Origin of the sequence: Shimia sp., from assembly GCF_039969785.1 — a bacterium.
Lineage (GTDB): Bacteria > Pseudomonadota > Alphaproteobacteria > Rhodobacterales > Rhodobacteraceae > Shimia.
On the sequence record NZ_JBDVNC010000009.1, the window covers coordinates 1 to 13,166 of the forward strand.

Annotated in this window: 12 protein-coding genes and 1 pseudogene; 8 read left to right on the forward strand and 5 right to left on the reverse strand. The window is 58.1% G+C overall.

What is annotated here, in order from left to right:
• Window positions 1-120 (forward strand): annotated as a pseudogene (locus tag ABJI08_RS04780) (IS30 family transposase); the annotation flags it as partial.
• A gap of 90 nt (window positions 121-210) precedes the next feature.
• Here ABJI08_RS04780 and ABJI08_RS04785 read toward each other — a convergent pair.
• From ABJI08_RS04785 to ABJI08_RS04795, 3 genes are all read right to left on the reverse strand, one after another.
• Window positions 211-843 (reverse strand): LysE family translocator, encoded by a 633-nt coding sequence (locus tag ABJI08_RS04785; protein ID WP_348400686.1) that lies wholly within the window; start codon window positions 841-843, stop codon window positions 211-213.
• Window positions 844-1,000: 157 nt separating this feature from the next.
• Window positions 1,001-2,893 (reverse strand): propionate-CoA ligase PrpE, encoded by a 1,893-nt coding sequence (gene prpE, locus ABJI08_RS04790; protein ID WP_348400687.1) that lies wholly within the window; start codon window positions 2,891-2,893, stop codon window positions 1,001-1,003.
• A gap of 289 nt (window positions 2,894-3,182) precedes the next feature.
• Window positions 3,183-5,462: an NADP-dependent malic enzyme gene (locus ABJI08_RS04795; protein WP_348400688.1), complete on the reverse strand. Its 2,280-nt coding sequence runs from the start codon at window positions 5,460-5,462 to the stop codon at window positions 3,183-3,185.
• A gap of 120 nt (window positions 5,463-5,582) precedes the next feature.
• Between ABJI08_RS04795 and ABJI08_RS04800 the strand changes: the two genes are divergently transcribed.
• The 6 genes from ABJI08_RS04800 to upp are packed head-to-tail and all read left to right on the forward strand — an operon-like array spanning window position 5,583 to window position 10,366.
• Window positions 5,583-5,834: a hypothetical protein gene (locus ABJI08_RS04800; protein WP_348400689.1), complete on the forward strand. Its 252-nt coding sequence runs from the start codon at window positions 5,583-5,585 to the stop codon at window positions 5,832-5,834.
• On the forward strand, window positions 5,831-6,238 hold the full coding sequence (locus ABJI08_RS04805; protein ID WP_348400690.1) for a cytidine deaminase: 408 nt from the start codon (window positions 5,831-5,833) through the stop codon (window positions 6,236-6,238). The genes ABJI08_RS04800 and ABJI08_RS04805 overlap by 4 nt, the downstream gene beginning before the upstream one ends.
• 3 nt (window positions 6,239-6,241) lie before the next feature.
• Window positions 6,242-7,546 (forward strand): thymidine phosphorylase, encoded by a 1,305-nt coding sequence (locus ABJI08_RS04810; RefSeq protein WP_348400691.1) that lies wholly within the window; start codon window positions 6,242-6,244, stop codon window positions 7,544-7,546.
• Window positions 7,546-8,754, forward strand: a complete 1,209-nt coding sequence (locus ABJI08_RS04815) for a phosphopentomutase (protein WP_348400692.1) — start codon at window positions 7,546-7,548, stop codon at window positions 8,752-8,754. Before ABJI08_RS04810 ends, ABJI08_RS04815 begins: the two co-directional genes overlap by 1 nt.
• Window positions 8,751-9,737 carry an adenosine deaminase gene (locus ABJI08_RS04820; protein WP_348400693.1) on the forward strand — a complete coding sequence of 329 codons (987 nt, stop codon included), beginning with the start codon at window positions 8,751-8,753 and terminating at the stop codon, window positions 9,735-9,737. Before ABJI08_RS04815 ends, ABJI08_RS04820 begins: the two co-directional genes overlap by 4 nt.
• Window positions 9,734-10,366, forward strand: coding sequence for a uracil phosphoribosyltransferase (gene upp, locus ABJI08_RS04825; protein WP_348400694.1), 633 nt, complete (start codon window positions 9,734-9,736; stop codon window positions 10,364-10,366). The genes ABJI08_RS04820 and upp overlap by 4 nt, the downstream gene beginning before the upstream one ends.
• Window positions 10,367-10,598: 232 nt before the next feature.
• On the opposite strand, the gene ABJI08_RS04830 is transcribed toward upp, so the two are convergent.
• Window positions 10,599-11,120 (reverse strand): hypothetical protein, encoded by a 522-nt coding sequence (locus ABJI08_RS04830; protein ID WP_348400695.1) that lies wholly within the window; start codon window positions 11,118-11,120, stop codon window positions 10,599-10,601.
• Window positions 11,121-11,409: 289 nt separating this feature from the next.
• Between ABJI08_RS04830 and ABJI08_RS04835 the strand changes: the two genes are divergently transcribed.
• Entirely contained in the window at window positions 11,410-12,063 is a 654-nt protein-coding gene (locus ABJI08_RS04835; protein ID WP_348400696.1) for an SPOR domain-containing protein, read from the forward strand.
• A 13-nt stretch (window positions 12,064-12,076) separates the two neighbouring features.
• Here the strand turns inward: ABJI08_RS04835 and ABJI08_RS04840 are convergent, their stop codons facing one another.
• Window positions 12,077-13,084 carry a hypothetical protein gene (locus tag ABJI08_RS04840; RefSeq protein WP_348400697.1) on the reverse strand — a complete coding sequence of 336 codons (1,008 nt, stop codon included), beginning with the start codon at window positions 13,082-13,084 and terminating at the stop codon, window positions 12,077-12,079.
• Window positions 13,085-13,166: the final 82 nt, after the last annotated feature.

Here is a 13,166-nt window from a genome sequence, read left to right on the forward strand (position 1 = left end):
GGCTTTAGCCAAGCCAAACTCAGCGCCGTCGCTCGCCAGCTCAACGAGCGACCTCGAAAGACCTTGCATTACCAAACGCCAGCGGAGAAATTTGAAGCTTGTGTTGCAGCGATCAATTGAAACCACAGGGACAATACGGTCTTTGGAATTGTTTAGCAGAATGCCAGGTTTCGAGAACTGCCTTGCACAGGTAAGCCCTGCTGCAAATTTTTAATCAGCGGGACGTTTGAGAAACAGCCCAGCCACTCCAGAGGAGGCTAAGAAACTACCACCAACCCGGTTCATCCAGCGAAGCATTGATAACTGCCCGACAAAGCGGCGCAAGACATTTGTTCCAAATGCAAACGCTAACCCATTCAACGTTGCTAGAACTGAAAAGGTTATCACCAAAATAGTTGCCTGCCATACATAGCTACTGTCGGGTCCGATGAACTGCGGAATAAAGGCTGCCGAGAAAGCAATGCTTTTTGGGTTCAGTAATGTAACGAAGAAACCATCTCGTAGACCATGCAAAGTTGAGCTGCGCTTCTTTTGAACTGTAATATTTGGTGGTGTCGGTTCAGCAATGAAGAGCTTGATCCCCAGATAAATGAGATATGCCGCGCCAACTATTTTTGCGACAGTAAAAGCCGAAGCAGAGGCTAGGAGGATCGCTCCGGCCCCTGCAAGAGCGGCAGTTGATCCTATGAGTGTGCCAAGCCCTATGCCCATAGCGAGTGGTACTGAGACATGTCGCCCGTCAGATAGTGATCTGGTGATTACCAGCGCGATGGTCGGGCCTGGAATTGCGAGAGCGATAGCGCTAGCACAGGTAAAAAGCAGAAATGAAATAGGGTCAAACATCTCTCAACCCTAGAGATCAAACCAAAAAGCATCAATTACGAATGAGCTGCCGTTCGTGCATTGTGCAGCATCGGTAATGTTGGACTCTCAGCTGACATTGCCACCACATAACAAAGGCCCCGCCGCAGTGGCGAGGCCCCTTTTCATATCCGCCAGATCAATCTTTGGCGTAGCCGATGGTTTGCAGGGCGACTTTGATTTCATCAAGGATCGCGGGATCATCGATGGTGGCGGGCATTTTGTAGGCTGTGCCATCTGCGATATTGACCATGGTGCCGCGCAGGATCTTGCCCGAGCGGGTTTTGGGCAGGCGATCCACCACCACGGCCAGCTTAAAGGCTGCCACGGGGCCGATCTTTTCGCGCACCAGCTTGACCACTTCTTTCACCACATCCGCGTCATCGCGGTTGGCGCCTGAATTCAGGCACATAAAGCCAACCGGCATCTGGCCTTTAAGCTGGTCGGTCACGCCAATCACCGCGCATTCCGCAACGTCGGGGTGGCCCGCAAGCACCTCTTCCATGCCGCCGGTGGACAGGCGGTGGCCCGCGACGTTGATCACGTCATCGGTGCGCGCCATGATGTAAAGATAGCCATCATCGTCCATCATGCCCGCATCGCCGGTTTCGTAGTAACCGGGGAAGGCGTTCAGATAGGATTTCTGGAACCGGTCTTCGGCGTTCCAAAGCGTCGGCAATGTGCCGGGGGGCAGGGGCAGCTTGATGGCGATGGCGCCCAGTGTGCCTGCTTCGACCGGGTGGCCAGCATCATCCAAAATGGTCACTTCGTGGCCGGGCATTGGCACTGTCGGCGATCCCAGCTTGGTTGGCAGTTCTTCGATACCCAGAGGATTGGCCGCGATGGCCCAGCCGGTTTCGGTCTGCCACCAGTGATCCACGACCGGTGTCTTAAGCTGATCCTGCGCCCAGAGAATGGTGTCCGGGTCAGCCCGTTCCCCCGCCAGATACACCTGCTTGAGGCAGGACAGATCATATTTCTTGACGTATTCGCCTTTGGGGTCTTCGCGTTTGACCGCGCGAAAGGCCGTAGGGGCGGTGAAGAACGATTTGACGTTATGTTCGGAAATCACCCGCCAGAATGTGCCTGCATCCGGGGTGCCAATGGGCTTGCCTTCGAACACGATGGTGGTGTTTCCGTGGATCAGTGGCGCATAGCAGATATAGGAATGCCCGACGACCCAGCCCACATCCGAAGCCGCCCAGAACACATCGCCCGGATCGACATTGTAGAGGTTCTTCATGGTCCAGTTCAGCGCAACCAGTTGACCGGCGGTATGGCGGATCACGCCTTTGGGCTGCCCTGTGGTGCCTGACGTATAAAGGATATAGGCGGGATGGTTGCCTTCGACCGGCAAACAGTCGGCAGGTTCAACACCGTATTGGAACCCGTGCCAGTTCACATCTCGACCCTCGATCAGGTCAGCGACTTCCTGTTCGCGCTGATAGACCACGCAAAAATCTGGCTTGTGCGTTGCCAGATCAATCGCGCCGTCCAGCAGGGGTTTGTAATGCACAACCCGACCCGGCTCCAGACCGCAGGACGCGGCGATGATCGCCTTGGGGGTGGCGTCGTCAATACGCACGGCCAGCTCGTTGGCGGCAAATCCGCCAAACACAACCGAATGCACCGCGCCAATGCGCGCGCAGGCCAGCATGGCCTCAAGCGCCTCGGGGATCATCGGCATATAGATGATCACCCGGTCGCCTTTTTCGATACCCTTTTTGCGCAGCGCCCCGGCCAGCGTGGCCACACGGTTGCGCAATTCTACATAAGAGATTTCACGCTTGGTGTGCGTGATCGGGCTGTCATAAATGATGGCAGTCTGTTCGCCCCGTCCAGCCTCGACATGGCGATCAACGGCGTTCCAGCAGGTGTTCACCTTGGCATCCGCATACCATTCGTAAAGGTTGTTGCCTTTGTCAAAAAGCGCCTTGCTTGGGGCTTCGTCCCAATCTATCGCTTCAGCGGCCTGCATCCAGAACGCCTCGGGATCGTTTTTCCAGCTTTGGTAGACGGCTTTATATGACATTGCATTCTCCTCCGAAATACTTGTGAATGTGTTACGCAAGCAGGACCTGATGCGGCAAGTGACATTGCGCTAAGCGCGGCAGATTATCGCAAAATATTTGCAAGAATTTTGTGTTAGCGCCTGCAAATTTTTGCAAAGTCGATATTTTGCACGTAGTTTCTCGGATATTTTGTGCATTTTGCAATATTGCAAATATTTTAGGTGCAAACCGGTCAATCAAAAAAAGAGGGCGAGATTCGCCCTCTATTCGGTATTTGTTTTCTGACGGTCCTGGGCCGGTTTGGCGGCCTTAGCCGTAATGTGTGACCGGCGTTCCGGCAATTGCCGCCATATTCAAAAGGCCACGTGCCGTGATGGACTGGCTGACAATATGAGCGCGGTTGCCCATTCCCATCAGGATGGGGCCAACTTCAAGACCACCAGAGCGCATCTTGAGAATGTTGCGCACGCCAGAGGCCGCATCAGCATTGGCAAAGATCAGCACATTTGCCTCGCCCTTCAGACGGCTTCTGGGGAAAATTCGCGCCCGCAGTTCAGGGTCAAGCGCCGTATCGACGTTCATTTCGCCTTCGTACATGAAATCGCGCGGCTTGCTGTTCAGGATTTCGATGGCGTCGCGCAGGCGTTTGCCGGACCCTTCGCTGTGATTGCCGAATTGCGATTGCGAACACAGCGCGATATTAGGTTCCAGCCCGAAACGGCGCACATGGCGTGCTGCCCCGACGGCGATGCGGGCAATATCTTCGGGCTTTGGCAGTTCCAGAACCTGGGTGTCGGCGATAAACAGCGGCCCGTCTTCGAGGATCATCAACGACAACGCCCCTTGTGGGCTGTGCGTCGCATCACCCAGAACCTGATTGACGTAATTCAGGTGCCAGCGGTATTCGCCGAATGTGCCGCAGATCATGCTGTCGGCTTCTTCGCGATGCACCATGATTGCGCCAATGGCGGTGGTGTTCGTGCGCATGATGGCCTTGGCAAGATCGGGGGTGACTCCCTCACGCTCCATCAGCTCATGATACGAATTCCAATAGTCAAAATAGCGTGGATCATTCTCCGGGTTCACAACGGCAAAGTCGCGATCAGGGCGCACTGAAAGCCCCATACGTTCACACCGCGCCTCGATCACTTCGGGGCGGCCGATCAGGATCGGCGTCTCTGTGGTTTCTTCCAGGACGGCCTGAGCCGCGCGCAATACGCGTTCGTCTTCGCCTTCGGCATAAACAATCCGGCGCGAAGCCTTGCGTGCGGCATGAAAGACCGGGCGCATCAACAGGGCGGATTTGAACACCGACTGGTTCAGCTTGTGCACATAGGCGTCCAGATCATCGATCGGACGGGTGGCAACGCCGGTTTCCATGGCCGCCTTGGCCACTGCGGCAGACACCACGCCAACAAGGCGGGGGTCAAACGGTTTGGGGATCAGGTATTCCGCGCCAAATGTAAGCTGTTCGCCTTTATAAGCGGCGGCAGCCTCGGCACTGGTGGTTGCGCGGGCCATCTCGGCAATTCCGGCCACACATGCCAGCTCCATCTCGTCGTTGATGACCGTCGCCCCGACATCCAGCGCGCCGCGGAAAATGAACGGAAAGCACAACACGTTGTTGACCTGATTGGGGAAATCGCTGCGCCCGGTTGCGATGATCGCGTCAGGGGCAACTTTGCGCGCTTCTTCGGGCATGATTTCCGGCGTTGGATTGGCCAGCGCAAACAGGATTGGCTGTTTTGTCATCCGGGCGACCATTTCCGGTTTCAAAACACCGGGACCGGACAGGCCAAGGAACATGTCAGCGCCATCAACCACATCATCAAGCGTACGCAGATCGCTGTCTTGCGCAAACTCGGCTTTCTGTGGGGTCATATCCTCGGTGCGGCCTTTGTAAACCAGACCATGAATATCGCACAGCCAGACGTTTTCGCGTTTCACGCCCAGTTTGAGCAGCATGTTCAGGCAGGCAATCCCCGCCGCCCCGCCACCAGTGGACACGATCTTGATATTCGCAAAGTTTTTCCCGGCAACTTTCAGAGCATTGGTCGCAGCGGCGCCCACAACAATTGCAGTACCGTGCTGGTCATCGTGAAACACGGGAATGTTCATGCGTTCGCGACACAGTTTTTCGACAATAAAACAATCCGGCGCCTTGATGTCTTCCAGATTGATCGCGCCAAATGTAGGACCCAGCGCACAGACGATGTCAGCCAGCTTTTCCGGGTCAGTTTCATCCACTTCGATGTCAAAGCAATCGATATTGGCGAATTTCTTGAACAGAACCGCCTTGCCTTCCATCACGGGTTTGCTGGCCAACGCGCCGATATTGCCCAGACCCAGCACGGCGGTTCCGTTCGATACCACAGCCACCAGATTGCCGCGCGATGTATATTGCGCTGCATTGGCCGGGTCTTCTTTGATCTCAAGACAGGCTTCGGCCACGCCGGGAGAGTAGGCCAGGCTAAGGTCGCGCCCGTTGGCCAAAGGCTTGGTTGCGCGGATCTCAAGCTTTCCCGGCTTCGGGTTGGCGTGGTAAAACAGAGCGGCCTGGCGCAGTGTTTGGTTGCTGTTTTCGGACATGTCGGACCTCGATGGAAAAGTTTGTTTAGCGTTAAACTAAATTTCGCCCCGGGGAAATGGGCTTTGTTGACGCGACGTGATCCTCTTGCAAATTCTGCATCGCCACTCCAATGTTTCCGGATGAGCAAGGGTGAGACAGACGTACAGGTCAGGGCTGAGATACGCCTGCCGACGCAGAAAGTGCGCGCGGATATCCCCTTTTACACGGAAACGCTGAAAATGCGCATGACTATAACGTGTTCTGACGATAGCCCGGTAACGGCGGTCTGGTCGCAATGCCAGAGCAGCCAATTCACTGACCCAGTCGAAAGCATCGACCGGTCGGAAGTGACTTCGCCCTATGTGTTTACGACGTCCTTGGAGGGATCATGAGTCTGGAAAAAGCCGCTTTTGGTGTGCGTGAAAACGCCTATGCCCCGTATTCACGTTTCAAAGTCGGTGCGGCGATTCGATCTGCGGACGGGACGATATATGCGGGTTGTAACGTGGAAAACATCGCTTATCCCGAAGGCACCTGTGCCGAGGCTGGCGCGATTGCTGCCATGGTAGCCGCCGGTGAAACGCGGCTGACCGAAGTGTTTGTCGTTGCTGACAGTATGGTGCCGGTGTCGCCCTGTGGCGGGTGCCGTCAGAAGCTGGCTGAATTTGGAACCGGGGATGCCAAGGTGACGCTGGCCAATCTGGACGGGGTGCGCGAAACCACAACACTGGCCGCGCTCTTGCCGGGCGCATTTGGGCGCGACCACATGGCCGAAGATCACGGAGATCGTGATTAGGTCATGGATGCGCGCGCGATCATCGCCAAGCTGCGGCGAGGCACAGAGCCTGACCGGGACGAGCTGACATGGTTTGCCGCAGGTTTGGCAGATGGATCGGTCAGCGATGCGCAGGCCGGGGCGTTTGCAATGGGCGTCTGTCTGCGCGGTTTGGGCGAAGAGGGGCGTGTGGCGTTGACACTGGCGATGCGCAACAGCGGCGATACGTTACGCTGGGACCTGCCCGGACCGGTTCTGGATAAACATTCAACCGGCGGGGTAGGTGATTGCGTGTCCCTGGTGCTCGCGCCCGCGCTGGCCGCATGCGGCGCCTATGTGCCGATGATTTCCGGGCGTGGGTTGGGTCACACCGGTGGGACACTGGACAAGATGGAAGCGATCCCGGGCCTGCGCACCGGCTTGGACGAAGCGCGGTTTCGTCAGGTGGTCGATGTGGCCGGATGTGCCATTGTCAGCGCCACGGCCGACATCGCGCCCGCCGACAAACGCCTGTATGCCGTACGCGACGTAACCGCGACCGTCGAAAGCCTTGATCTGATCACGGCGTCGATCCTGTCCAAGAAACTGGCCGCCGGGCTTCAGGGGCTGGTGTTGGATGTCAAAGTTGGTTCGGGCGCGTTTATGAAAACGCCGGACGACGCACGCGATCTGGCCGAGGCGTTGGTGACAACCGCCAACATGGCCGGATGCCCCACGAGCGCTATCATTTCAGATATGAACCAGCCGCTGGCCCCGTCATTGGGCAACGCATTGGAAGTGGCAGACGTCATGGATGTCCTATGTAACAACAAAGGCGGACCGCTGGCCGAGCTGTCCGTTGCGCTGGGCGGTGTTTTGCTGGCAAATGCCGGGCTGGCCAGCGATCTGGAAGACGGCGTGGCGCGCATGGTGGCGACACTGTCCGAAGGGCGCGCGGCAGAGGTGTTCGGGCGCATGGTGGCCGCAATGGGCGGCCCGGTGCAGTTCGCTGACAACTGGCGCCGCTTTCTGCCCGAAGCCACCATTATTCGCGAAGTGCCCGCACCCCAAAACGGCATCGTGACGGCCATCAACGGCGAGGCGCTGGGGCTGGCAGTGGTCGCGCTGGGCGGCGGGCGTCAGGTCGAAAGCGATATCGTGGACCCATCGGTCGGCTTGTCCGAAATTGTGCGGCTTGGAGACCGGGTTCAAAAGGGACAGCCGTTGTTGCGACTTCATGCAGCGCGCGAAGACCTTGCGCAAAAAGCGGCGCAGGCCGTAACGCAGGCCATTGTCATTGGCGACCAGATGCCGGACATACCACCGCTGGTGCATGAAAGGATACGCTGATGGCGCGCGCATTTCTGGTGGTGATGGATTCTGTGGGCTGCGGCGGTGCGCCGGATGCAGACCGCTTTTTCAATGGCACCCTGCCGGATACCGGCGCCAATACACTTTCCCATATCGCGCGCGCCTGTGCTGCGGGTCAGGCTGAGGACGGGCGCAGCGGGCCGCTGCATGTGCCACATCTTGATGCGCTCGGACTGGGAGCCGCGACACGCCTTGCCTCTGGTGCTGAAACACCCGGCCTTGACGCCGAACCAACCGGGCTCTGGGGGGCGGCGACGGAACATTCATTGGGCAAAGACACGCCCTCGGGCCATTGGGAGCTGTCCGGGCTGCCGGTGCCGTGGGACTGGACTTATTTTCCCAACACAACCCCCAGCTTTCCCGCCAAAGTGACGAACCGTGTTTGCGCATTGTCCGGGGTGGACGGCATCTTGGGGAATTGCCATGCGTCGGGCACGGTCATTATTGACCAACTGGGCGCTGAACATGTCAGAACCGGCAAACCGATCTGTTACACATCAGCCGACAGTGTGTTTCAGATCGCGGCGCATGAAGACCATTTTGGGTTGGACCGGCTTTTGGCGCTGTGCCGCGATCTGGCCCCGATGCTTCACGCGATGAAGGTCGGACGCGTGATTGCGCGCCCGTTTATCGGGGACGCAGACACCGGGTTTTCCCGCACCACCAACCGCAAGGATTTTGCAATTGAGCCGCCGGAGCCGATCCTGACCAACTGGGTGCAAAATGCGGGTGGAAAAGTGCACGGGGTCGGCAAAATTGGTGACATCTTTTCGATGACCGGCATCGATGATTGCGTCAAAGGCAGCGATGCGGATCTGATGCAGCATTTGCATAAATGGGCCAGTGTGGCCGAAGAAGGTAGTCTGACCTTTGCAAATTTTGTGGAGTTCGACAGCCTATACGGCCACCGCCGCGATATTTCCGGTTATGCGCGCGCATTGGAATGGTTTGACCGCGAAATCGGAGTTTTCATGGATCAACTGCGTTACGGCGATCTGTTAATCCTGACCGCCGACCATGGCAATGACCCCAGCTGGAGCGGCACCGATCATACACGCGAACGGGTCCCGGTCCTGTGTGCCGGGGCGGGCGCGGGGCAGGCAGGACTTGTTGATTTCGTCGATGTCGCCGCCACCATCGCAACCCATCTGGGCATTACCCCCCCGCGCGGAAGGAGTTTTCTGTGAGCGTCACTGACCTGCCAAAAATCGAATTGCACCTGCATCTCGAAGGCGCCGCCCCTCCGGATTTCATCCGCCAGCTTGCCGGTGAGAAAAAGGTCGATCTGAGCGGTATTTTTGACGCGGATGGCGGCTATGCTTTCGACAATTTCGTGCATTTCCTGCAAGTCTACGAAGCGGCGACCAGCGTGTTGCAGACGCCTGAGGATTTTGCCCGCCTGACCCGCGCCATTCTGGAACAAAGCGCGGCGAACGGCGTGATCTATACCGAAGCGTTTATCAGCCCGGATTTCTGCGGTGGCGGCGATGTGGCGGCGTGGCGCGAATATTTGCACGCTATACAAGAGGCCGCGACCCGTGCCGAAACCGATCTGGGCGTTGTGATGCGCGGGATTGTGACGCCGGTGCGCCATTTTGGACCGGACAAAGCCAAACGATCCGCGCTGTGTGCGGCGGAAACCGCAGGCGACTGGATCGTCGGGCTGGGCATGGGCGGTGACGAAGGGCAGGGCCATCAGGGCGATTTTGCCTATGCGTTTGACATGGCGCGAGAGGCCGGGCTGCACCTGACCACGCATGCAGGTGAATTTGGCGGACCCGAGAGCGTCTGGGAGGCCATTCGCGACCTGAAGGTGGAACGCATTGGCCACGGTGTGCGTGCCATCGAAGACCCGGCGCTGGTGCAGGAACTGGCCGCGCGTCAGATCACGCTGGAATGTTGCCCGGGGTCCAACGTCGTTCTGGGGCTGTACCCGGATTTTGAAGCACACCCGTTGCGCGCGCTGCGCGATGCTGGTGTACCGGTGACGGTGTCCACAGATGACCCGCCGTTTTTTCACACCACCATGCGGCGCGAATATGACATGATCGCACAGGCGTATGGCTGGGAAGACGATGATTTTCGCGCGCTGAACCAAACTGCGCTCAAGGCGGCCTTTTGTGACGAAGCCACCCGAACGCGCATCAGCAAGACACTGGAGACCCCATGAAAGACCACCTGACGATTGTCGATCACCCGCTTGTGCAGCACAAGCTGACATTGATGCGCCGCACCAAGACATCGACCAGCGAATTCCGCCGCCTTTTGCGCGAAATCAGCCAGCTTTTGGCCTATGAAGTCACGCGTGAGCTGCCGATGACAACCAAAAGCATCGAAACGCCGCTTGTCACCATGGATGCTCCGGTGCTGGACGGGCGCAAGCTGGCGCTTGTGTCGATTTTGCGGGCGGGCAACGGCTTGCTGGACGGTATGCTGGAACTGATCCCATCGGCGCGTGTCGGGTTTGTCGGCCTTTACCGTGACGAAGAGACTTTGAAACCGGTGCAGTATTATTTCAAAGTGCCTACCGAGCTGGATGAACGCCTTGTGATTGCCGTGGATCCAATGCTGGCCACTGGCAACAGTTCGGCCGCCGCGATTGACCTTTTGAAACAAGCCGGCGCAACGAATATTCGGTTTTTGTGCCTGTTGGCCGCCCCCGAAGGCGTGGCCCGCATGAAAGAGGCGCACCCGGATGTGCCCATCGTCACGGCGTCGCTGGATGAGCGTCTGAATGAAAAGGGTTATATCCTGCCCGGTCTTGGGGATGCGGGCGACCGTATGTTCGGGACGAAATAAACAAAATTGTCAGACTTCAACGGTTTACTCATATTGGTAGATGCGTCTAGACTGCCCCTACATCTTGTGGGGGCAATATGAAACTGACCAGAGTATTCGCGTTTGGCATAATCGCGGCATCTTTGGGATTGAGCGTGGTTCATGCGCAATCCTTAAGCTCCTTGGAAGCACCGGCAGAGTTCCCGCCGTCGAGCTACAAGGGAAAGCAATATGTAGACAGCCGCGGCTGTGTCTATATCCGTGCCGGTGTGGACGGAAATGTGACTTGGGTGCCGCGTGTGACGCGGGATCGCAAGGTAATCTGCGGCTTTAAACCGACCTCAACCGCCGGTGCAACGCGCGCGGCACCCCCGCCCAAACTAGACAAAAACGTTGTGCAGATTGCACCGGCAGCGGCGCCAACGGCCGGTACGGCATCGTCTGCGACGTCGACAACTGCCAAATCATCGACGACAAAGTCGACAGCGGCCGCTGCACCACGTGCGACAAGCCAACCTAAGACGACGACACAGACCACAACACAGACCGCGCCTCGCAAGACAACGACGACCAAATCGACTGCCAAAGCGCCCTCTGCGGCACCTGCGCCAACAACATATTCTTCGGCAAAACCTGCAACGACGACGACAACAGCGACCACTGCGGCAAAACCAGTGTATAAGTCGACCACGCGCACGCAAACCGCTGCGCCTTCGGGGGCACCCGCGCCGACAACGTTTTCGTCGTCAAAGCCGACAACAACGTCGACCGCCACCACCTCTACTACGGCGGCAAGGCCAACTTATAAGTCGACCACCCGAACCACGTCCACGGCGCCGTCTGGCGCGCCTGCTCCAACGACTTTCTCGTCGACCTCACAACCGACGACGCAGACCACAACCCAGCCCCGCCGCACAACGTCTCAGGCGCCGCGCGCTGCAGGTGGATTGTCGCCCTGTCGCAATGGCACCGCCACCCACAGGGGGCACACGGTACGCTGTGGACCACAAAGCCAAAGCCCTGTCACGCATGGCTCTGGCAGCCCATCGGCTCCGTCGCCCAAAATGCAGTTCGACCAGCAAAGTTCACTGGGCCGTGGCTCGCCGGGGCAGATTGTTCGCGTCGGAGAGGTGCATCCAGACACGCGAGTTGTACCGCTGCATGTTTATGAAAAGAACCTGCATACCAATGTCGCGACCGACATCCCCGATGGGTACCGTCTGGCGTTTGACGATGGCCGCCTGAACCCACGCCGGGCCGAGATGACCTTTTCCGGGATGGCGCAATCAAATCGCATCTGGACTCAGAAAGTGCCGCGCAAGATGGTTGACCGGCGCACTGGCGAAGAGATTGTGATGCCTGCGACAACGACCTATGGCACGTCAACCACGTCCGGGTCTCAGCAAGTGGCGCGCAGCTCTTATTCCCCTGCGACGGCCCCGGTTGTGTCAACAAAATCCGAACCAACCCAAAAAGCGTTGCGCCTGTCCGGAACGCCTTATGTTCAGGTGGGCACCTATGGGTCTGCGCAACAGGCACAGGCGGTTGCAAAAGAGGTTCAGCAGCTTGGTCTTCCGGTGCGCATTGGTAAATATACCCGTCAGGGAACCACCCAGCGCATGGTTCTGGCCGGTCCGTTTGCCAGCTCAAACGCAGCCGGAAGCGCATTGAGCAAAACCCGGAGAGCCGGGTTCAGCGACGCGTTTTTGCGCCAGTAACAGTCATATAGGGTCAGGCGTCGCAGATACCCTGAAGCGCCACCCAATCCCCATCACTCAACACCTCTTGCGGCGCGGTCGTAAACGGATCAGCCTCAATCAGCGGCAGGGTCTCTTCGCCGGACGGATCAAGCGCATAGGCATAAGGGCTTATTCTGAGGCGATTGCTTTCAAACGCTGCGATCAGCGCGCTGTCGTCGGGGCGCACCTGATCCTGCAACACAATGTTTTCGGCATGCGCCCGCAACGTGTCTTCGGTCAGTTCACCAGTTGTCAAAAGCCGGAAACTGGCTGAAATGCCAGCGCCTTGTAGGACACTGCGCAGTGGATCACCCGCCCGCAGTATCTCAGCGACAATAAACCCGGCGGCGACATCGGGTTCTTCAAAGTCTTCCACAGCACTGCGATTAAGCAAGACCACACCGCCGGGCAGGGCCACGGCGCGTTTCACGCCACTGGGCACAATCACCAGCTGACGCAAACCCAGACGTTTTTCCAGTTTTCCCAATGCCGGCACCGCCAGAAGGCCCTGGCAGGATTGCCCGGTCAGCCGCACTGAATGGGCGCGCAACGCGCTGCCAATGTCCTGACGTTTGGCATCTGGAACAACTGACAACGCATGGTTCAGCAAGGCACCGGGCAGCCAGAAAATGGCCAAAGCCGCGATGCCCGCCACGGAGGCAGACAGAATGCCCCACCGTAACCGCCCGCGTTTGGGTCCGGACCGCGACACAGCAGAGCGCAACTTTTCGATGGCCTCGATCATCTCGGCCTCATCACCCGAGATTTCAAGTGTTTCGCCTGCGTCGCCATCCGGGAAGAAAATTGCCGGGCGTTCACCGGGATTTTGGCGGCGCACCGCCGGAATGGACCAATGTGTCAGGGCACGATCCTGCATATCGGAAATCACCAATGTGGCATCTCCGATGGACACAATAACGTCCTTGCGTTGATCTTCGGCAGAGGCGCGCCAAAGGCCGGTGGCCTCAAGCCTCTGATATTTCTCTAGTGCGGTGGTCATGGAGGGCCTGCTCTGCCTCTTCTTGACAGACACCTAGCATGGTTGGACGGGCCGGGGCAACGCACCCTCGCGTTATCGTTTA

Excerpts from the sequence above, each read along its gene's own strand:
- ABJI08_RS04785 (WP_348400686.1), bottom strand. The coding sequence starts at position 843 with ATGTTTGACCCTATTTCATTTCTGCTTTTTACCTGTGCTAGCGCTATC.
- prpE (WP_348400687.1), bottom strand. The coding sequence starts at position 2,893 with ATGTCATATAAAGCCGTCTACCAAAGCTGGAAAAACGATCCCGAGGCG.
- ABJI08_RS04795 (WP_348400688.1), bottom strand. The coding sequence starts at position 5,462 with ATGTCCGAAAACAGCAACCAAACACTGCGCCAGGCCGCTCTGTTTTAC.
- ABJI08_RS04800 (WP_348400689.1), top strand. The coding sequence starts at position 5,583 with ATGAGCAAGGGTGAGACAGACGTACAGGTCAGGGCTGAGATACGCCTG.
- ABJI08_RS04805 (WP_348400690.1), top strand. The coding sequence starts at position 5,831 with ATGAGTCTGGAAAAAGCCGCTTTTGGTGTGCGTGAAAACGCCTATGCC.
- ABJI08_RS04810 (WP_348400691.1), top strand. The coding sequence starts at position 6,242 with ATGGATGCGCGCGCGATCATCGCCAAGCTGCGGCGAGGCACAGAGCCT.
- ABJI08_RS04815 (WP_348400692.1), top strand. The coding sequence starts at position 7,546 with ATGGCGCGCGCATTTCTGGTGGTGATGGATTCTGTGGGCTGCGGCGGT.
- upp (WP_348400694.1), top strand. The coding sequence starts at position 9,734 with ATGAAAGACCACCTGACGATTGTCGATCACCCGCTTGTGCAGCACAAG.
- ABJI08_RS04835 (WP_348400696.1), top strand. The coding sequence starts at position 11,410 with ATGCAGTTCGACCAGCAAAGTTCACTGGGCCGTGGCTCGCCGGGGCAG.
- ABJI08_RS04840 (WP_348400697.1), bottom strand. The coding sequence starts at position 13,084 with ATGACCACCGCACTAGAGAAATATCAGAGGCTTGAGGCCACCGGCCTT.